The sequence below is a fragment of the Psychroflexus curvus genome (assembly GCF_020164585.1).
GTDB classification, from domain to species: domain Bacteria; phylum Bacteroidota; class Bacteroidia; order Flavobacteriales; family Flavobacteriaceae; genus Psychroflexus; species Psychroflexus curvus.
The window spans coordinates 300,685-320,354 of record NZ_JAIQZF010000005.1; the positions used below are offsets into that span (position 1 = coordinate 300,685).

General features: G+C 36.5%; 20 protein-coding genes. 17 read left to right on the top strand and 3 right to left on the bottom strand.

All coding sequences use genetic code 11. The features are described 5' to 3' along the window. The first annotated feature begins 3 nt into the window (after nucleotides 1–3). The 5 genes from LB450_RS09760 to LB450_RS09780 are packed head-to-tail and all read left to right on the top strand — an operon-like array spanning nucleotide 4 to nucleotide 3,073. Entirely contained in the window at nucleotides 4–855 is an 852-nt protein-coding gene (locus LB450_RS09760; RefSeq protein WP_224487855.1) for a hypothetical protein, read from the top strand. Between the two features lie 15 nt (nucleotides 856–870). Continuing rightward, the gene (locus LB450_RS09765; protein ID WP_224487857.1) at nucleotides 871–1,044 is read left to right on the top strand and encodes a hypothetical protein; all 174 of its coding nucleotides are present in this window, start codon (nucleotides 871–873) and stop codon (nucleotides 1,042–1,044) included. Between the two features lie 2 nt (nucleotides 1,045–1,046). Further along, nucleotides 1,047–2,462, top strand: a complete 1,416-nt coding sequence (locus LB450_RS09770) for an MBOAT family O-acyltransferase (RefSeq protein WP_224487858.1) — start codon at nucleotides 1,047–1,049, stop codon at nucleotides 2,460–2,462. A 50-nt stretch (nucleotides 2,463–2,512) separates the two neighbouring features. Then, a complete protein-coding gene (locus LB450_RS09775; RefSeq protein WP_224487860.1) occupies nucleotides 2,513–2,680 on the top strand; it encodes a hypothetical protein in 168 nt (55 codons plus the stop codon). A gap of 57 nt (nucleotides 2,681–2,737) precedes the next feature. After that, the gene (locus tag LB450_RS09780) at nucleotides 2,738–3,073 is read left to right on the top strand and encodes a hypothetical protein (RefSeq protein ID WP_224487862.1); all 336 of its coding nucleotides are present in this window, start codon (nucleotides 2,738–2,740) and stop codon (nucleotides 3,071–3,073) included. Between the two features lie 269 nt (nucleotides 3,074–3,342). Here the strand turns inward: LB450_RS09780 and LB450_RS09785 are convergent, their stop codons facing one another. Both LB450_RS09785 and LB450_RS09790 read right to left on the bottom strand, forming a co-directional pair. Further along, nucleotides 3,343–3,885: a hypothetical protein gene (locus tag LB450_RS09785; protein WP_224487864.1), complete on the bottom strand. Its 543-nt coding sequence runs from the start codon at nucleotides 3,883–3,885 to the stop codon at nucleotides 3,343–3,345. 10 nt (nucleotides 3,886–3,895) lie between these two features. Beyond that, on the bottom strand, nucleotides 3,896–4,099 hold the full coding sequence (locus LB450_RS09790; RefSeq protein ID WP_224487866.1) for a hypothetical protein: 204 nt from the start codon (nucleotides 4,097–4,099) through the stop codon (nucleotides 3,896–3,898). Nucleotides 4,100–4,462: 363 nt separating this feature from the next. Between LB450_RS09790 and LB450_RS09795 the strand changes: the two genes are divergently transcribed. Next, nucleotides 4,463–5,335 (top strand): sodium-dependent bicarbonate transport family permease, encoded by an 873-nt coding sequence (locus LB450_RS09795; RefSeq protein ID WP_224487868.1) that lies wholly within the window; start codon nucleotides 4,463–4,465, stop codon nucleotides 5,333–5,335. 203 nt (nucleotides 5,336–5,538) lie between these two features. Here LB450_RS09795 and LB450_RS09800 read toward each other — a convergent pair whose 3' ends face one another. Beyond that, entirely contained in the window at nucleotides 5,539–6,039 is a 501-nt protein-coding gene (locus LB450_RS09800) for a flavin reductase family protein (RefSeq protein WP_224487870.1), read from the bottom strand. Nucleotides 6,040–6,097: 58 nt separating this feature from the next. On the opposite strand from LB450_RS09800, the gene LB450_RS09805 reads away from it, so the two are divergent. From LB450_RS09805 to LB450_RS09855, 11 genes are all read left to right on the top strand, one after another. Then, nucleotides 6,098–6,235 carry a hypothetical protein gene (locus LB450_RS09805; RefSeq protein WP_224487872.1) on the top strand — a complete coding sequence of 46 codons (138 nt, stop codon included), beginning with the start codon at nucleotides 6,098–6,100 and terminating at the stop codon, nucleotides 6,233–6,235. A 411-nt stretch (nucleotides 6,236–6,646) separates the two neighbouring features. Then, nucleotides 6,647–7,621: a site-specific tyrosine recombinase/integron integrase gene (gene xerA / locus LB450_RS09810; protein ID WP_224487907.1), complete on the top strand. Its 975-nt coding sequence runs from the start codon at nucleotides 6,647–6,649 to the stop codon at nucleotides 7,619–7,621. Between the two features lie 209 nt (nucleotides 7,622–7,830). Continuing rightward, nucleotides 7,831–8,127 (top strand): type II toxin-antitoxin system HigB family toxin, encoded by a 297-nt coding sequence (locus LB450_RS09815; RefSeq protein WP_224487880.1) that lies wholly within the window; start codon nucleotides 7,831–7,833, stop codon nucleotides 8,125–8,127. Nucleotides 8,128–8,137: 10 nt separating this feature from the next. After that, the gene (locus LB450_RS09820; protein WP_224487882.1) at nucleotides 8,138–8,509 is read left to right on the top strand and encodes a helix-turn-helix domain-containing protein; all 372 of its coding nucleotides are present in this window, start codon (nucleotides 8,138–8,140) and stop codon (nucleotides 8,507–8,509) included. Nucleotides 8,510–8,665: 156 nt separating this feature from the next. Then, nucleotides 8,666–10,063: a potassium channel family protein gene (locus LB450_RS09825; protein ID WP_224487885.1), complete on the top strand. Its 1,398-nt coding sequence runs from the start codon at nucleotides 8,666–8,668 to the stop codon at nucleotides 10,061–10,063. 60 nt (nucleotides 10,064–10,123) lie between these two features. Then, the gene (locus LB450_RS09830) at nucleotides 10,124–11,389 is read left to right on the top strand and encodes an HNH endonuclease (protein ID WP_224487886.1); all 1,266 of its coding nucleotides are present in this window, start codon (nucleotides 10,124–10,126) and stop codon (nucleotides 11,387–11,389) included. Between the two features lie 260 nt (nucleotides 11,390–11,649). After that, on the top strand, nucleotides 11,650–17,721 hold the full coding sequence (locus LB450_RS09835; RefSeq protein WP_224487888.1) for an NACHT domain-containing protein: 6,072 nt from the start codon (nucleotides 11,650–11,652) through the stop codon (nucleotides 17,719–17,721). A gap of 330 nt (nucleotides 17,722–18,051) precedes the next feature. Continuing rightward, nucleotides 18,052–18,390 (top strand): type II toxin-antitoxin system RelE/ParE family toxin, encoded by a 339-nt coding sequence (locus LB450_RS09840; RefSeq protein WP_164005755.1) that lies wholly within the window; start codon nucleotides 18,052–18,054, stop codon nucleotides 18,388–18,390. 2 nt (nucleotides 18,391–18,392) lie between these two features. Beyond that, nucleotides 18,393–18,677 carry a helix-turn-helix domain-containing protein gene (locus tag LB450_RS09845; RefSeq protein WP_224487890.1) on the top strand — a complete coding sequence of 95 codons (285 nt, stop codon included), beginning with the start codon at nucleotides 18,393–18,395 and terminating at the stop codon, nucleotides 18,675–18,677. A 221-nt stretch (nucleotides 18,678–18,898) separates the two neighbouring features. After that, on the top strand, nucleotides 18,899–19,213 hold the full coding sequence (locus LB450_RS09850) for a type II toxin-antitoxin system RelE/ParE family toxin (protein ID WP_224487892.1): 315 nt from the start codon (nucleotides 18,899–18,901) through the stop codon (nucleotides 19,211–19,213). After that, complete coding sequence (locus LB450_RS09855) at nucleotides 19,210–19,524, top strand: helix-turn-helix domain-containing protein (protein ID WP_224487893.1); 315 nt, start codon at nucleotides 19,210–19,212, stop codon at nucleotides 19,522–19,524. Before LB450_RS09850 ends, LB450_RS09855 begins: the two co-directional genes overlap by 4 nt. The last annotated feature ends 146 nt before the right edge of the window (nucleotides 19,525–19,670 follow it).

Genomic DNA, 19,670 nt, shown 5'->3' on the forward strand with positions numbered 1-19,670 from the left:
CTCATGAACCTAAAAAAATCCTTTACTATTGCTTTAATACTTGGTGTATTAAGCATTATAGCCTGGGAATTCTACTGGCGGTCTCAGGGCCGTTTTCCAGATCTGGACGATGACAAATACCTCTGGGCCAGTACTCGTGCGAAAGTTGAGAAAGCCTCAAAAGACGATGTAGTCCTTGTTGGCTCATCCCGAGTGTTATTTAATATCCAGGTGCATAAGTGGGAGGAACTGACAGGAATTCAACCCATTCAGCTCGCCAATGCCGGCGCTACACCCCTTCCCACATTTCATGATATTGTAGAACATACAGATTTTAAAGGGACTGTGGTTGTGGGTGTAACACCTCCTTTGTTTTTTTCAACAACATTTGAGCAAGCACCTCCCTGGCGAAGAGCGGCTTCTCGTTCAGAATTTTATAAAAATCGAACCTACGCTCAGCGTTTAAATTACTTCTTATCCATTCCGCTTCAAAATTCACTGGCCTTTATCAGCAATGATGATGAAGAATGGCATGATGATATCAACCTCAAAGCTTTGCTGAACACCATTAGCTGGTCTGATAGAAATGGTCGTGCCAGTGACCCTCCATTTATGCGGTTTCAGGATATCGATATCCATAGAAATGTTCGGATGAAAAACATAATGCTCACCGACACCGCATTTGCGAATTCGATAAAAACGGTTTGGAAATTTTTCATGTCTGCAGATATGCCCCCGCCGGATAAAGAATCTACCATCGCTTTTTTTATTGAAGATGTCAATAAATTAGAAGCCCGTGGTGGTCGGGTTATTTTGTTGCGAAATCCCTCTGATGGATTTTTTAAAGACCTGGAAAATAATGGCTTACCTCGTTAAACCTTTTGGAATGAGTTGGTTGCCGAAGCCGATGTGCCAGCTTATCACTATCAGGATTACGAAAGCTTAAGTGGCTTTGAAACCATAGAATGGTCACATTTATCGGCCACTGATGCCGATCAATTTACAGAGAATTTTGTACGCATTCTTTTGAAAGACGGGCTTATCACTAACCTTAAAACCAACTAGTCATGCTGTTTAATTCATTGAGTTTTATCGTGTTTTTGGTGATTGTTTTGGTTCTCTATTATTCCAAACTATTCAACTGGACCAACAAGAAAAGGATGCTGCTGCTGGCCAGTTATGTATTTTACGGCTTGTGGAATCCACCTTTGGTTATATTACTTTGGATTTCAACCCTGGTCGACTGGCAAGCTGGTAAGAAATTGGCTGTAGAAACCAATGCACGTCAGCGCAAATTGTGGTTGCTCCTTAGTTTAGCAGTCAATCTCGGATTCCTGGCTTTCTTTAAATACCGTGATTTCCTCTTAGACAATTTTACCAGCGTAGTCAATACGTATGGGTATGGCTATGAGGCGCAACCCATGGATATTATTTTGCCGATGGGGATTTCGTTTTATACGTTTCAAACCATGTCTTACACCATCGATATGTATAACAGAAAAATAGAACCTGCCCGAACCTTCCTGGATTTTGCTTTATACGTCACCTTTTTTCCACAACTCGTAGCCGGACCAATTGTAAGAGCTCAAGATCTGATCACCCAATTTTATGAAGAAAAAAAGGCGACTGTAAAACAGTTTTTATGGGGTACGTTTTTACTGACCATCGGACTGTTTCAAAAAATTGTTCTGGCCGATACATTGCTGGCAGACACTTCGGACCAGGTCTTTGGGTCTCAAAAGATCTTAGACTCGCTAGATGCCTGGACCGGCACTTTGGCCTTTTCCGGTCAGATATTTTTTGACTTTGCAGGCTATTCCACCTGTGCCATAGGGATTGCTCTTATGCTGGGGATTGTTTTACCCGATAACTTCAGGTATCCTTATGCGTCTATTGGATTTTCAGACTTCTGGAGGCGCTGGCACATTACTCTATCAACCTGGCTCAGGGATTATCTTTACATTCCTTTAGGAGGTAACCGACATGGCATCGTAAGAATGTATGCCGCACTGATGATTACTATGTTGCTGGGCGGTTTATGGCATGGTGCTGCCTGGACCTTTGTGATTTGGGGTGGTTTGCATGGACTGTATCTGATTATAGAACGTATACTGAGGTCTAGAATACAAATTAAAATCACGGCTTTTAATGGAATTATCCTGGCCTTATTCACCTATATTCTGGTCAATTTTACATGGGTGTTTTTTAGAGCAAGAGAGTTTTCGGTTGCCAAAAACATGTTGTCATCCATGCTCTTTATGAATGAGGAAGGCGAAAAAATTGTAGGGACATTTGATGTATTCAAAGTCTTCATTTTGATCGGTTTGTTGTTCATTTCACATTGGCTGATGCGCAAAACGTCGCTCAGAGAAGTTTCCTTGAGCATGTCACCTGTCACTTTGGGCATTGTTTGGGCAATCATGCTGTTTTTGATTGTGATTTCTCAGGGCAGTGGCGAACAGTTTATTTATTTTCAGTTTTAAGATCTTTTAGATTTGATAGTTGGAAAAACAAGTAATTAAAAAACAGTTTGATGATCAAGTTCTTCAGAAACATCAGAAATAAACTTATCGAACAAGATAACAGGCATAAGTATCTGCACTATGTCATTAGCGAAATCCTCCTGGTGGCACTTGGGATTTTGATTACCGAAAACCTTACCCACTCCCGAGACGTTGGGACTTTAAGAAAGGTTTTCTAGATTAGAACTGTTGAATAAAGTCGTAAGACTATTTAAAACCACACTAAATACAAAAAGATGAAAAACAATCACAAAAACTGGACAAAAGAAGAACTGAAAATTTACATCCTGCTAGTATGTGCTAAGGCAGATGATGAAATATCTCCTGAGGAAATCAAATTGATACAATTAAAAACCAGTCAGGAAACCTTTGACAAAATTTACACTGAATTTAAAGGAGACAAGAATGAAAAAAGGTTGAAAAAAATAGAAAGGGTGATCGGCTTACACCATTATGGTAGCTTAGAGCTTCTAGAACTGAGAAAAGAAATTTTTAAGGTCTATTTAGCTGATAATGTATTAAGTAAAAAAGAACGCTATTTAGATCAAATTTTTGATAATATCATTTATTGATGGGTGGTAGGCTCTCAACTTATTTTTTTAAAACAAACCCTTCTAAAAACCTTAAGTTGAAAATCAATAAACAGGAAAACCTACCCTAAGACAGGACCCGGCGAAGGCAGTTGAGACACTCGCGCCAGCGGGACTATAATGCCTGCTTAAGGTCACGGGGCTGTCTGATGGCAAAGGCAGGCTAAATGCTCTCACCAGTGGGAATTAAACTAAAAATCCTCTAAAGCTAGCTTGACTTTAGAGGATTTTTAGTGAATTTTACTTGAATCTTAGTTTTCGGGAGTAACCTCTTTGAGTGACTGTTCTGTTTTCCTCAATCTTTCACGCGTCTCCTTTAGCAAAACCTCCAATTGGGATAGTCTTTCTTCGGCTTTACTTATTCTCTCTCTTCGTTCTTCGATTTCTTTTTTATCGGCTTCGGGCAGTGTTGACTTTTCCCCCAGAGATTCTTTCATGCGTTTTAGGCGATCTCTTCGATCTGTCAAAAGACTATCGGTTTCAGATAATCTGGATTCGGTCTCTTCCGCCATGTTTTGTGCCATTTGAGCACGATGCTGACCAAATTCTCTGCCGGTCATATCGCCCTTGTTTTTGCCATAGGCCTTTCCGGAATTGCCTTTTGACCTCTTGTTTGCCTTTTCAGCAGAAACCCGCTCGTCTTCAGTCTGAGCTGAATCCATTTCGTCCTGAGCCTCTTCTCTCTTCTCCTGAGCTTTTTCTTTCCTCTCCTGTCCTTTAGACTGGGCAAAAGCCTGGCCGGGACTTAAAAATAAAAAAGCGCCGAGTATACTTACTAGTATTATATTTTTCATGTTATTTTATTTAATTCAGTTGTTCTACAGTTTCTTTTGCTTCTCTGGATATACTATCCATTCTTGTATTGATTTTCTCAAGTTCTCTTTCCAGAGAATCTATTTTTTGAACAGTGCGTTCCTGTTCCATCTCTTCTTTTGAAGAAGTTGGCTCTTTACAGGCTACAACCCCTAAAAACAAAAGCATCATTACTAATATTACTATTTTTTTCATAATTAATTTTTATGATTTCATCAATATACCATAATAACGTTCACTTTTCTAGTCTTTTAACCTATTAAAGCCGATGACCGCTACGAATCAAGCCTCCTGAGCCGGGCTGGAGGCTAGGCAAGCCTGGGATACGATCTAGACGCTCATGCCAGCTAAAGGTGTTAACATTTAAACCTGACAGGCCACAATCTTTCTCTGAAAGCAAAGGCCGTTAAGACCCTTGTCCCTACTTCCTATATCTTATTCGGGTCTGGCTACTTTCAATATCATAAGATAAATTAATCATTTTCATTAATAATATAAGTTATTATTAATGCTTCGAATGTTAAATATTTGCACCCAAACTTTAAGAGGTCAATAATTATGGATTTAAATCTACTGCTTGATAATTTAACCAACCCGGCTTTACTTTTTTTCTGCTTAGGCATATTTGCTGCATTCATCAAAAGCGATCTGGAAATTCCTCCCAATTCTTCAAAATTCATCTCCTTATACCTGATGTTTTCGATTGGCTTTAAAGGAGGGCAGGAACTGGCGCATAGCGAGTTTGGAAAGGAAATTCTCTGGGCCTTTGCTATTGGGCTGCTCAGTTCCATCCTTATACCCCTGTATTCTTTCTGGATAGCCAAAAAGAAATTTGGCATTTATAATGCTGCTGCCCTTGCCGCCGCTTACGGCTCTATAAGTGCTGTTACCTTTCTGACTACTATTTCCTTTCTCGATATACAAGGCATAGATTACGATGGCTTCATGGTTGCAGTCATGGCTTCTATGGAAGCTCCAGCCATTGTCATGGGGGTTCTGCTTCTCGCCATTTTTTCCAAATCAACCCAGGCAGCCTCCAGGATTGATTTGGGTGCCATTCTTAAGCATTCCATAAGCAACGGAAGTGTGGTTTTACTGATGGGGAGTTTGCTGATCGGGTTTATGGCCAGTGATGAACAGGCCAGGGGGATTGAACCCTTTACAACGGACATTTTCAAGGGCTTTTTAGCCGTGTTCTTACTGGATATGGGATTGACCAGCGGTAAGCACTTAAAGGTCTTTAAAAGCAACGGAATTTCGGCATTTCTGTTTGCTATACTTATCCCGGCCTTTAACGGATGTCTTATTGCTTTGATCTCGGGATTTTTCCTGGACAGTATAGGCAACAGACTGATTCTGGCCATCACCTTTCCGTTTAATATCACCTTTGGAATTCCGATTTACTTAGGAATCATCACTTATTTCTCATAAAGCCTGTGCCGGTTCAAATACAGTGGAAATTGATCTGAGAATTATAGCGGTATCAGCAAGCCGGACTCGTTCAGTGCGACATGAAGGAACCCGAAGGCGCAGTGGCCTAAAAAAAGAAGTCCAATGTGTTTACATTGGACTTCTGAGGTTTTAAATCAGCTGAAAGCCTGTCTAAGCTGAATGTATAATTTGAAAAATCCTGATTAAATTTCTGCTTTGTCTTTGGTATATTCTGATGGAAGCTGCATGGTGCACAAGCCTTTTTTGTCTTTTTGGAGATTTTCTTTGATGACTTCTCCAAAATAAACAGTGTGGTCACCGATGTTCAAACTTTTAACCACTTTACAGGTGAGGTATCCCAACGTGTCTTTTATTATCGCCTGGTCATTTTGTTTTTGGAAAGGCACCCCGTTTATCTTATCCTTTTCAACAGTAGATTTGGAACCGAATTTTTTGACATACTCTTTATGTTCTTCTGATAGTAAATGTACAGTAAAGTGTTCACTATAATTAATCGTTTCGTTTAAATCGCTTTTTTGTCCGATGGCTATCGAAATGATTTCGGGTGAAAAAGAAACCTGAGATACCCAGTTGAGCGTTCCTGCTGCTATGTAGTCATCTTCTCGTGTTTTAAGATTATCTGCCTTTTTTAAGGCGGTCAAAATGTAATATCCGTACGTAAATTTTTCTGCTAATTTGCTCATAACGTTTTTATTTTTTGATTAACTAACTGTTTTGGAGGGGCTTATTAAAAGTTTTTTTATGGAATTTATAATTTCTAAACAGAAAACTGCAGGTTTATTTAAACTTACAGAGTCTCAACTTAAAGCACCTCAGGATTTCAATTTAGTGGAATTTGAAGACTTTTGTGTTAAAAAAATGGCAAGATTGGAGACTTGATAAACTAAGAAGGCAAGAGAGAGACGCTTTCGCCAGCGTTAGTATTAGTTTTTAGGACACGCAGGTTTTAGGTTATTACTGCTGTTACAGGTGTATTTGTCTAAGGAAATTCAATCTGACTTTTATTAAAATCAGAAGAACTTATCACTCATTTTCAGAAAGTTACTTCCTTTTAGAAGTTTTTGCTTTATATTAGGTGGTCTTTTAAACTGTTTGGGGATGAAAACTGTTGTTTTAGAGCCTTTATTGCATAGGAGGGTATCTTGTATAGGGCTTCGGTTTGGGTTTGACCCTGAACTGAAGGCGACTTTAAAAAGGCTTCCGGAATGCAAATGGACGCAGACGCACGGGTGTTTTTATGTGCCGAATGCGGAGGCCTCAAAGCGGCGATTACTGTCTGTTTTGAGAACTATGGGATGTGGGGTGGATTACACGGCTATGCAGAAAGCAAAGGCTGAGGCAGCGGCTGACAGGTTTTTGAATCCTAAGCATCTGGAGGCTTTAATGACTTACGAGCGCTATCTGGAAGGGCAACGCAAGAGCGCTTCTACGGTAAAAACTTACGCAGCCTTTGTGGAGCTTTTCCTGAAATTTTTTGATTCTACAGCTTTGACTGATTTAAACAACAGGTCGGTGGAGTTGTTTGCAGAGGGGGTTTTGGCGGCGCGAGGCTACAGCATCAGTTCGCATAGACAGGCGTTGAGTGCGCTTAAGCATTTTTTTATCCTCAATGGCGATTTGGATGTGCGGGTTGAGCGCATTTCGGCCCCTAAAAAGGATAGAAAATTGCCCGAGGTGTTGTCTACAGAGGAGGTGATTTCTATTTTGCAGGCGACGCGGAACCTGAAGCACAGAGCGATTTTGGGTTTGATTTATTCTTCGGGCTTACGCATAGGTGAGTTGCTGAAGCTGGAGTTGAAGGATGTGGACCTGGAAAGGCAATCGGTGTATGTGAGATCGGGCAAAGGGAGAAAGGACAGGCATACGACTTTGGGGCAGAGCATACAGCCTTTGTTGCTGAATTATGTGAGGACTTATAAGCCTAAGCAGTTTTTGTTTGAAGGTAGTGGGGGCATGGCATATTCGGCCTCTTCGGTCAGGGCTTTTTTAAAGAGAAGTTGCCGTTTGGCCAAGATTAAAAAGCGTGTTACGCCTCATACCCTGCGGCATAGCTTTGCTACACATCTGCTGGAAAATGGTGTGGATATACGCTATATACAGGAACTGCTGGGTCATTCTCGTCCTGAAACGACGATGATATACACGCATGTGACAGAGCGATCTATTAGTGCGATACAGAATCCGCTGGATGTCGCGGTGTCGAAGCACAAGCAACTGACTAAGGGTGATAAGGGCCTGGGTTCGACTCGTAAGCCGTTGGAATAGGGGTTTGTTTTCTCTTATTAAATACTGCTAAGTTTTTAAATCAGCTGATGAGTACCCTAAAGCTTATAAAAACATGCGTTTATCCCGTACCTATTCCAAATAAACGTGTATTTTTATCAACATAAAACGAGTTACCCTTTATTATAAAAAAGATTCCCGATAGTTCTAAATTAGAGAACTAATTGTATATTTGTTACATAATTTGATGAATGAAACGAATAATTGCGAAAAGTACGCTACGAGAATATTGGGAAAAACACGCTGACTCTGAACAGTATTTGAAAACTTGGTACGATACAGCAAAAAGTGCAAAATGGTTTTCTCCAAACGATGTTAAACAAACTTACATTTCCGCAAGTATTCTAAAAAATGGTCGAGTTGTTTTCAATATTAAAGGAAACTCTTATCGACTTATTGTTAAATTTAATTACGAAAAGCAGTGGGCGTTTATCCGTTTTATTGGCACACACGCTGAATATGACAAAATAAACGCTGACACCATTTAAAAAAAGAATAATGAATTTAAAACCTATTAAAACCGAAAAAGATTACCGAAACGCTCTTGAACGATTGGAGGCGATTTTTGATGCACCTATTGACACAAAAGAAGGTGACGAAGCAGAAATTCTTTCATTAATGATTGAAAATTATGAAAATGAGCATTATCCGATAGAAGCTCCAGATCCAATAGAAGCAATTAAAATCAGAATGGAAGAATTGAATCTACGCCAAAAAGATTTGGTAGGTGTAATTGGCGGTAAAAGTCGAGTATCCGAAATTTTAAATCGAAAAAAGAAATTGACTGTTGATATGATAAGAGAGCTAGAGAGATTACTTCAAATTTCTGCTTCTGTTTTAGTCAACAATTATCAACTCACAGAAAAATAACAAAGGGTAACAGCGCATATAGTTTATGGCGGAATTAGTGCTAAATCCAAATTTTTTACATTTTTAAAAGATAAAAGTTTAACCGAAAGGCGAGCAGTTTCTTACTTCGCCACAAAACCATATACGCGAGACGTTGTGCGTCATGCGAAGAACCAGATGAATCCATTAAGAGAACAATATTTAAAGGACAAAGAAAAGGCTGCAAAAGAGCTCTTTGAAAGGGTAAAGGATAATCCAAAGCCTGATATTACTGACTTATGGAGTCTGCCAGAAGACTACTTCATCGAATGGAGAAAGCTTCATGATTTTCCAAAGCTCTTAAATCACTTTGACAAGACGCTGTTATTGTTTAAAGAGTGGAAATCTGACAATAAGCTGAATGATGATATTCTTCTTAAAAACGGTGAATTAACCCCATTCTTTGAAAAGAAAAAGCTTTCTAAGAAAAAGAGGCTTTTTTTGATCGAGCAAACACATGAAAATAAAACAAGAACATTTGTTTCATACAAAAAGCTTGAAGGTGAGAAACATAACTTTGGTAAAAAGTTTCATTTTAAAGTCCTTCTTGAATTTTACAGCTATTTAGATTGGCTAGAACAAAGGGGGAAATCTGAAAACATTTTAAGCATAAACTCTAGGACAGCACCTGAATCAGATTATGAGTCTGTAAGTATCCATGCAGATGTTTATTCTGCTTCCAAAGACTTTGAATTACTAAAAATGGGCGGAGTAGATGCGCCCGTCAACGGATTCGGAATTCTCTTGAGAGGAAAAAGACTTGAGTTTGTAAATGTCTGTGGTTTACGTCTAAAAGGTGAAATAAACTTTGGTGAAGAAGGAAATCTAAGCTTCTCATACTGCGCTTGTGACAATATGCTAGCAGAACAATTACAAATGCCGCTTCTACAGTTTGAGCATTGTTCTGTTACGAATTTCAAAATTGTAGACTCTAAAATCCAACAATGGCGTTTCTACGACTGCCAAGTATCAGGTGATTTTGAAAACACTCAATTTCGTTCGGTAAGTATTTGGGGTGGCTACTTTAATCCTGTGATGAAGGGTTGTACCATTTTTGATTTTGACATAGAAAAAGACAAGTCATTACCAGACAAAAATCTTTATGCATATAAGATTTTGAAGAAGATGTATGCAGACCAAGGGGACGATGTTAATGCAATAAAATACTTTATTAAGGAGCACAATTTTCTAAGAAAGAATAGCAAAGGACTCAATAAAATATCCAAAACATTAAGTTTCTTTTATTGGGGTTATGGTAGAAAGCCACTAAGGATTTTATGGGTATCTCTTCTTACACTATGCGTGTTTTCAGCAATCTATTGGTTTAATCGAGATTTGATTGTCCTAAATAATGGAACACCAATAGACTTGACAGTCTGGGACTGTATTTATTTCAGTTCAACCACATTCACAACACTCGGATATGGAGATTACAGTCCAACAGGCTACCTTAGAATAATAGCAGTATTTGAATCGTTTTTCGGTGTTCTAAATGCGGGATTCTTAGTAGCAGGACTTGCGACAAACAAATATTAAAATGAAAAAAGCACTAGCGGACAAAACTTGTTTGTTCGTCTTGCGAAAAAATAGTGAAGCATGTATAAATACACCATAACTTTTTTAGCATTAACTGATACTATTTCATTTGACGTAAACTCACCAAAGAAAGAGACAATAGAAGAATTCGTTCAGAAGTTGCTGCTACTCTTTGCCAGAGTAGATACTGAAAATGAAAAAGTGATTGTTGAGTCTTTTCAACAGAACAACCCTGAGAATAGAAAGAAGATTGATGAATTTGTTGACGAATTTAAAGAGCAGTTACCTCCGATAAATGCTGTCAGTGCATACTTCAGAAAGCTTAAAGAAAATGAACACTTCTTTTTTCTACCTAATCTAAAATTCGAACAGAAAGAAAACTACAAGTTATACGACTATTTAAGAGCCATTGATGACGGTGTTGACTTTAAGGAGTATGAAGAACAATTTGAAGAACTTTTCGGAAATCTCTTTGACAAGTATCATGTAAAAGCTGTTGGGCCAAAACGTGTTCTGATTGGTGAAAAAGATAAAGAGAAAAGGGTTTGTAGGTTCTGTAACAACTCCAATGAACCTATTAGCTTTACTAATGAAGCTCATGCCATTTCAGAAGGACTTGGTAATAAAACCGTAATACTTCTAGAAGAGTGTGACCGGTGTAATGACCAATTTAGTAAGACAATTGAACCAGATATAGTTCAATACTTATCACTTTTCCGTACGTTTTTTGACGTGAAGGGAAAAGGTGGCAGCAAGAAATTCAAAGGCGAAAATTTTGAGTTGCAAAATGAAGGTAATGTTGAATTGAAGTTTTACAGCATTGATGATCGACCAGAAGAACCTTCAATGCCTTATAAAGTCAAGTTAGAGACTAAGGAACCTATTTCTCTTCAGAATATCTATAAAAGTCTATGTAAGTTCTTTTTGAGCGTAATCGATACTGAGTATGTTGAAGAGTTTTCTGAAACAATTAATTGGATTAATGGAGATATAGAAGTCTCTCAGCTACCAAAAATTGGGGAGCTAATTTCATATCATGGATTTACCAAGCAACCTAAGTTGGTCACTTACATAAGAAAGAATCAAGATACTAACCTGCCATTTGCGGTTGGTGAATTTTATTTTACTTGTAAAATATTTGTGTTTATTCTCCCCTTGACAAAAAAGGATGACAAAGATTTTCTGTCCGATACAGAATATCAGAAGTTTTGGGAAACATTTCAGCATTTTAAGAAAACAGAAGGTTGGGCATTTATGGACTTCTCCAGTGACAAAAAAAGAAAACTGACTTTGAATTTGAACTTTCAAAAAGAAAAAAAAGAATAAAGCACGAACGCACAACATCGGCTATAGCAAATGCGGGCTGACTGCTTAAATATGAAGATATTGCAACTAAATAAACTTACGGTAGGCGAACAAGAAAGCGGCTTCAAAATCCCGCACTTGCCATAGCCAGAGCCGTTGTATGCCATGCGAAAAAAGAGCCAACGCCCAAATAGCACATTTGGTTTTGCCGATACAAAGGCAAACGCTGAAAAACCAAAAGAGCTATTTTTTAGCCAAACGCACATAGATTAAAAATAAAAATGAGTGAAGAAATAGTAGCAGCAAGTGGAGAAAGAGCAGCAATAGGAGGCTATTTGCCTCAATTTGATGAATTCGCTTGGTTTGTCTATTTGAATCTAATAAATAAAAAGCTTGAATGGATACGAATAGCAGACCCCAAGGCTGAAAAACTAGATGACATACAATATTCCACTCATTCAGAAATTCATGCATACCAAGTAAAATGGACTATCGCAGATGCGAATATATCATTTGCAAATTTTACGGAGTTCTTACCTCTTATCACCTCTAGTTGGAAGAGTTTAAAAACAGCTAATCCTAGCAAAAAAATATTTCCTCATTTAATCACTAACAAACCTATTTCCTCCCATGACAGCTTGAAGGAGGGCGGTACTAAAATCGGTTCATTTAAAGACTTCGTATCAGAAGTCTGGTCAAAGATAAAATCAAATCAATCGATTGACGATAAATGGAAGCCTGTTCTTGAAGCAATCAAGAAGACTTCAAATCTAAATGATTCCGAATTTGAGGAATTTATTGTCTGTTTTGATTTTCAACCTGATTATAAACAAAAACAGTTTAGTGTAGGAAATATTAAATATTCCAAAGAAGACGAAGACCTTCAACAGATCAGCCGATTTATAGTTGAAAAAGTTGCCAGCCCAGAAAGAGTCGTTGAATTTACTCGCCAAGAAATTATTAAAGAATTAGGTTGGTCTGACAGATTTAAAACAATTTTTAACCACGAGTTAATAGTCGATAGACAAAGATACCAACCGATTCAATCAACAATTGACTTATTAAATTCTAAGTTAGAAGAGCATAAAAATGGATACCTGTTTTTACTGGGAGGCCCAGGTTCCGGCAAATCTACTTTATTGAATCAATGGTCGAAAGGTCTGAAAACACGAGTAATAAGGTACTACGCCTTTGATTTCGTTAATCCATCCTCACACTTGAACTTTTATGAAAGGGGAAATGCTACACATCTTTTTTTCGATTTAGTTTTTCAATTGAAGGAAGCTGGGATATATAAAAGAGACATACTTCCGTATAAAGACTTACTTTTTCTAAAAGAAGTATTCAATGAGCAATTAAGATCAATTGGAGAGGATTTCATTACAAATGGCCAACCGACCATAATATTGATTGATGGTCTAGATCATGTTCCTAGGGAATACAAATCAACAACAAATAGTTTCCTACGAGAACTTCCTTTACCATCTACTCTACCTGATGGGGTCTTCATTATTTTAGGTAGCCAATCCTATGAACTTGAAGACATTCAACAGGAAATTAAAACTGAATTTCAGAATGGTAATAGAACTATTCAAATAGATTCACTTAAAAAGGAGGAAGTATACAAGTACATTGATAATCTCGATTCCTCATTTCAACTTACTAGTTCTCAAAAGTTGCAAGTATTTGAGAAATCACAAGGACACCCATTATACCTGTCTTACTTAGTTGAAAAAATTAATAAGGCAGATTCAATTGACGAAACAATCGAATCTTTTGAAGTTATTGATGGTAGTATTGATAATTATTATAAAAAAATATGGAAGCCTATTCAGAAAGAAGATAGCCAAATTCAATTCTTAGGTTTAATTGCCAGAATTAATGGTTCGATCAATCTTCAGTTCATTCAGGAATGGGGTTTTCAACCTAGTGTACTAAAGTCCTTTCGTGAAAAGGCCAGGTTTCTGTTTAATGAAACCGAAAGAGCTTTGTCTTTCTTTCATAATTCGTTCAAGCAATTCCTTCTTCATCATACCTCCTTAAATTATTTAACAGGAGAGTATGACCCAACAGGTAATATCAAATATCATAATCAGCTGGCTGATTATTATGTAAAGTCAGAGATTGAGAAATCTTGGAAACAGAATCATCATCTATTTCAAGCACAGCAATATGATAGGTTTGTTTCAGTTGTTACACCACATAGCTTTACGGAACAATTACTTAACTTCCGACAAGCAGAAGAGATTAAGCAAGATGCAAAATTAGGTGTTGAAATAGCTAGACAAAATAGGGATATCAATACTCTGGTAAGATATCTGTTCTCATTGGCAGAAATTGAAAGAAGGTTATTCAATATTGATCCTGCATCATTTACAGAAGAACTCTTATTCTTAAATAAATTTGACTTAGCTAGAGATTATCTAAGAACTGGTAATACCTTACATTGTAGCGAATCGTATGCATTCAAAGCATGTCGCTTGTTTATTGAATATGGACACAAATCTGAAGGAGCAACTTTATACAATTTAGCCTATCCAGAAATCATTACAGATTCAGGGATACTCATTGATGATTCTCACAGATACGAAGAAATAAGAGACTCTTTAGAGGAATGGGTTTATACATCTCCTCTTTTTGAAAAGACTGATAATATTTTCTCAATAATTGATAAAATTCAATTCTCAGGTAGCATCCGAGAAAACAGGTTTGAAGAAAAAGAATCTGATTTACAGCTAAGGCTGCTTTCAAATCTCGGTTATAGTTTAGTTGATCAAAATAAGTGGGATGATTTTAATAAAGTCACAAAAAAAATTGATACCACGTCTGCAAAGGGAAGGAATTCTCTTTTCCAACTAATAAAATACGCTATCGAGCAATGCCTTGACTTAAAAGATAAAAGTCGAGCGAATGAATATTTGTCATTGTTAACCACTCATTTCACTAAAGAGAAGACAAAACCCATTGGTAAAATATTCATTGCCGATTTAGTTTATAAAGTCACCTGTGACTTAAATGAAACATATAGTTGGATTAAGGAAGTGGAACAACCATCTAATGTGGCTAAAGACCAGTTGGGATATGATGATTCGTTAGACGCCTTCCTACCATTAATCAAACTTAACAAGTTACTTAACCTATGTGGAAAAGGAGTGTCCATTACGTCTGCTATTCCAACTGTTGCAAAAGGCACTGATGAAGAAGTTTTAGTAGAGTTTGAACGAATGTTATGTATTACAACTCAAATTCTAGCGGAAGGGATTCTTCAAACACCAGTAGCTGGTGATCCGATTAAAAGAGTATATCCAGTAGTTCGGTTTTACTACAAAGAAATATCTCACCGAAACAGTTATTGGTATAAACTGACACAGGCAAAAGGACAATATTTTGATTTTTTGATATCGGCAGTATCTGAATTGGGCTCTGAAAAACTAGAATTATTAGGAGATTATTTATTTAGCGAGTTTAAAAATTCTCCAAAACATTGGACTACAAGTATCCAACGGAAAATCATTAAATCTCTCTTGAATAATGGGTTTGATGTCGAAAAAGCAGTAATACAGTTGAGATCCTTGGAGAATTCCATGTTGGATGATCATGATATAGATGGACGTATAAACGAATGTCTGGCTCACTCAAAAGTGTGGTTCATTTTAGACGAGTTGGATGAAGCTGAAAAATGGCTCAAACAGGCAATTCAAGAATCTATTGGAGTAGGTTATAGAAAAGATTATCAATTTAGTACATGGATTGAATGGTTAAGAAAAATAAACCATAAAGACCCGTCAAGAGCTTCTGAAAGAACAAAGTGGTTCTTATCTCATTTAAACCACATTAAAGAAACCACGGAAGGAAGGGCTTATTGGAATGCTTCTGAAGAATTATTGGTAGTCACGTTTGCACATAATTTGAATGATGGTCTTGAACAGACCATTTGGCAATTAGAAAATGATTTGATTGACTTTAAAGATACCATTACTCTTTTTATCAAACATTTCGTCATACGGACAAAAAGTGAAGAAGAGTTCAAAAGTATTGTTCAATTATATAGTAATCTATATCTGCTTCTTGCTGAATCTGCCGATTCTTCTCTGCTCAAATCTATCCTAGAAAAAGGGCATGAAATTTTGAAAGAGGGTTTTTTAATAGAGCACGCTCAAGACATAATTTCGGCAATAGAAATTAACGCTTACGAAGAAACCAGACATTACTTACTATCTGAAATTGATGACTTCTACACATCAAAAGGCCTAAAAGCAGAAGACTATTATTCATCGTTTAATATACCTGTAAACGATGAAAGAGATAGTTCGTCAAGCTCTTCAAATACATTGACTTTAAAGACAGATCATGAAAGGATTGATGAAGATGAAGTGCTAGAACGTGTTACAAATTTTGATGATTTCAAGAATATCATTCAAGAAGAAGATCAGGCAAATTCATTTTTTAATTGGTCAAAGGTTATTGAAAAAATAACCCCTTTATTGTCTTCAAGTCAAATTGAAGAAGTTGCCAAACTAGCTAGAATTGGAAGAAGAGAGTCGGATTTCTATGCTAAATTAAGTGAGGCTGCCTTGGAGCTAGAAAACACAGAATTGGCAACTAGTTTAGCCAATAAAAGTATTGAGCTATCAAGCGAATCAGGGTGGGTTAAATATTATGATGGAGGAACAAGAATCAATGCGTTTAATGCACTAAAACGAATCAATCCCGCAATCTCATCTAATAAGGCATTTGAAGTATTCGCTCATGACGTAGTAAGTAGCAATTATCCGAGTTCATATATTGAACATCTTGAAGATATCATTCCTCTTCTAACGGAAGATTATGTTGAAGAAGAGCTTTGGCCTGAAATATTTGGTTATCTAGAAAGACTAATGACGAATAGTAAACCAGTTGAGTATTTACCTATTCTTCCTTCATTAGATCGACCAATCATGGAAACGTTAGTCGATTACTTAGTTTATTTATCAGATAGCCCTGTCTCGTTAGTAAGGGAACAATCCTTAATGCTATTGGCAAAATATATAAAGCAAGATGATGACTATGCTTTTACTCAATTGTTAAATGGACGTTTAAATAATTACTTATGTATGGATGTGATAATGAAATTATCTGCATTCAACTCTCCAAAAGTTCACTCGCTTAAATCAAAGGTCAACAACTTAGCTCTATCAAATGACTATCAATTAAGAAAAAATGCGATACATATACTTTCCTCTATAGGAGAAGAAATTCCAACTCCAAAAAGCATCCAATTACCTAAAGTATACTCTTTACATATTCCGGAAAACGGGAAACCAGATTTTAAAAAAGAGATTGACCCTTATTTTCCAGAAGTTGATATTAATGACCCCCGAGACCTGATAAGACCATTTGAATTTTTGATCAAAATTTTATCAGAGGAGTCTGGAATTGATGAATCTAATCTTATTTATAGAGCCTACTCAATCATGAAAGAAATTGGTCGAGAAGAGGAATGGTCGGTTGAGTATGAAAAGAAGCTAAGAAATCATTTAGAAGAAATATACTTAAAGTATTCTTACCCTAGACCAAGGGTAATTGCTGCTCGAAGAGCCATAATGCATGTAGCCAATGAATTAATAGATTCTGGAACAATTGATGACAGAAGAATTCAGAATCTTTTAATCTCTCATGATTATGCTGTTCAGTTTTTTACAGAAATAGCTAAACCTGAATTTATTCAAACCATTAAAGAGAGAGATTTTGGAGGTGTTGGCAATGATTGGTTAGATCGAATAGGTGAATCAGAAAGATTAAACGAGTCACTTCTAGACTACAATGAAACCTTCAATATCATAGCGGAATACAATCAAGTGAAAAATTTAGATTGGGGCTCTCCAACTGAAGAATATATGTATCAAGTTTCTGTCAAAGAGGAATTTGATGAAGAAGACAATTACATTTTTGGCTCTGTTTTTCACCAATTAAGCAATAACTATCATGATATGGGAGCTGGAGGACAATTTATCGTTGTAATCAGGGATCATAGATTTGATCAATTTGATTTAAAATCTAAATGGATTGCTATTAACCCTGTTTTGGCAAGATATCTAGGCTGGGAGCCTGAACCGACCAAACTATTTGCTTGGAAAAACTCTGAAGGGGAATTAATGGCAGAATCAATTTATTGGTCAAACGGAAATATTAACATGACACCCCGTAAAGATGGAGAAGTCGGAGAAGGGTGGTTTATTATAGTTTCAAAAAATGGATTAGAGCAGATTAAATCGATCGAGAAGAATTTGTTTCTTCAAAAGAAATTAACCAGATCAAAATACAAAGATTTAGTTCTAATGAATAATCAAGAAATTAATGTGACAAGAATTTGAAGATGAATCCAAACGCTTGCATCCATACACATTGCCAAGTCGCACAAGGCAGCCGCACGTACCAAAACTTGTCAAAGAGTATGGCTGCCCTAACGCTGGACGAAAGAAAAAGCACGGGCATACAACATTGTATAAGCGTAATGCGGGATGAAGGGCTAAAATCGAACATTTTTGCTCCTAATAAACTTTGCAGTTGGCGGACAGAAATCGTCTCCGACAACCCGCACTACGCTTATACTTGACCGTTGTGTTTCATACTGAGAAAATCCATCTTCTAAAGAAAGTATGATTTTAGAATAATAATTGTAACTAATTCGTTACATTTGTTAAATGAGAGAAATCGATATTACAGAAGAATGTTTGGAATTTATCGACAACCAAAACGAAAGAGTTGGACTAAAATTCTTCCAACTAATTGAAGTTATTGGAGAAATAAAAGTTGTTAATTCAAATTTTCTAAAAAAACTGCAATCAACTCAATTTTACGAATTGAGAATTAAAGCAGGAAATGAATATCGAATTGTAATCTTTGCTATTGACCATTTGAATTTTGCAGAATGTACGCAAGCTGTTTGTTTATATGGTTTTCAGAAAAAAGGAACTAAAGATTACAAAAAGGCAATTAAGCAAGCTGAAAAAATATTAGAGAATTATCTAAAAGAAAAGTAATTATGGGAAAATCAATAAATGCAAAAGAACTGATTGCAAAACGATACGGAAAGGAAGGCTCAAAAGAACGTGAGGAATTTAGAGATAATGCTTTTTCATCTTATTTCGGAGAAATTATTAAAAACCGAAGAAAGGAATTGCATTTGAGCCAAGAAAATTTAGCTGAAAAAGTAGGAAAGAAAAGACCTTATATTTCTCGAATTGAAAACGGAGAAGATATTAGACTTTCGAATTTTGCTTTACTTTCTAATGCTTTAGGCTTATCTATTCAATTAACAGCTGAATAAAGTACGAAAACACAACATCGGCTATGATTCATTGCGGTTGAATTCCTTGGCGGAATTCAACGCTATTTTGCAATCTTTCGGCTACGGCGGAAAGAATCCTGCGGATTTTTCCGCAACGAAATCATAGCCAGAAACGTTGTGTTTCATACTGAGAAAATCCATCTTCTAAAGAAAGTATGATTTTAGAATAATAATTGTAACTAATTCGTTACATTTGTTAAATGAGAGAAATCGATATTACAGAAGAATGTTTGGAATTTATCGACAACCAAAACGAAAGAGTTGGACTAAAATTCTTCCAACTAATTGAAGTTATTGGAGAAATAAAAGTTGTTAATTCAAATTTTCTAAAAAAACTGCAATCAACTCAATTTTACGAATTGAGAATTAAAGCAGGAAATGAATATCGAATTGTAATCTTTGCTATTGACCATCTGAATTTTGCAGAATGTACGCAAGCTGTTTGTTTATATGGTTTTCAGAAAAAAGGAACTAAAGATTACAAAAAGGCAATTAAGCAAGCTGAAAAAATATGAGAGAATTATCTAAAAGAAAAGTAATTATGGGAAAATCAATAAATGCAAAAGAACTGATTGCAAAACGATACGGAAAGGAAGGCTCAAAAGAACGTGAGGAATTTAGAGATAATGCTTTTTCATCTTATTTCGGAGAAATTATTAAAAACCGAAGAAAGGAATTGCATTTGAGCCAAGAAAATTTAGCTGAAAAAGTAGGAAAGAAAAGACCTTATATTTCTCGAATTGAAAACGGAGAAGATATTAGACTTTCGAATTTTGCTTTACTTTCTAATGCTTTAGGCTTATCTATTCAATTAACAGCTGAATAAAGTACGAAAACACAACATCGGTAACCGTTGCACAAGCCACTAAAACTCTAAAAAATGAGTCGTTTTAAGCCCTTTTCAGGGCTTTTGTTTTTTTATCAGAGTTGGATTTACACTAAATTTAGAGGGCTTAAATCAAAGTTGATTAA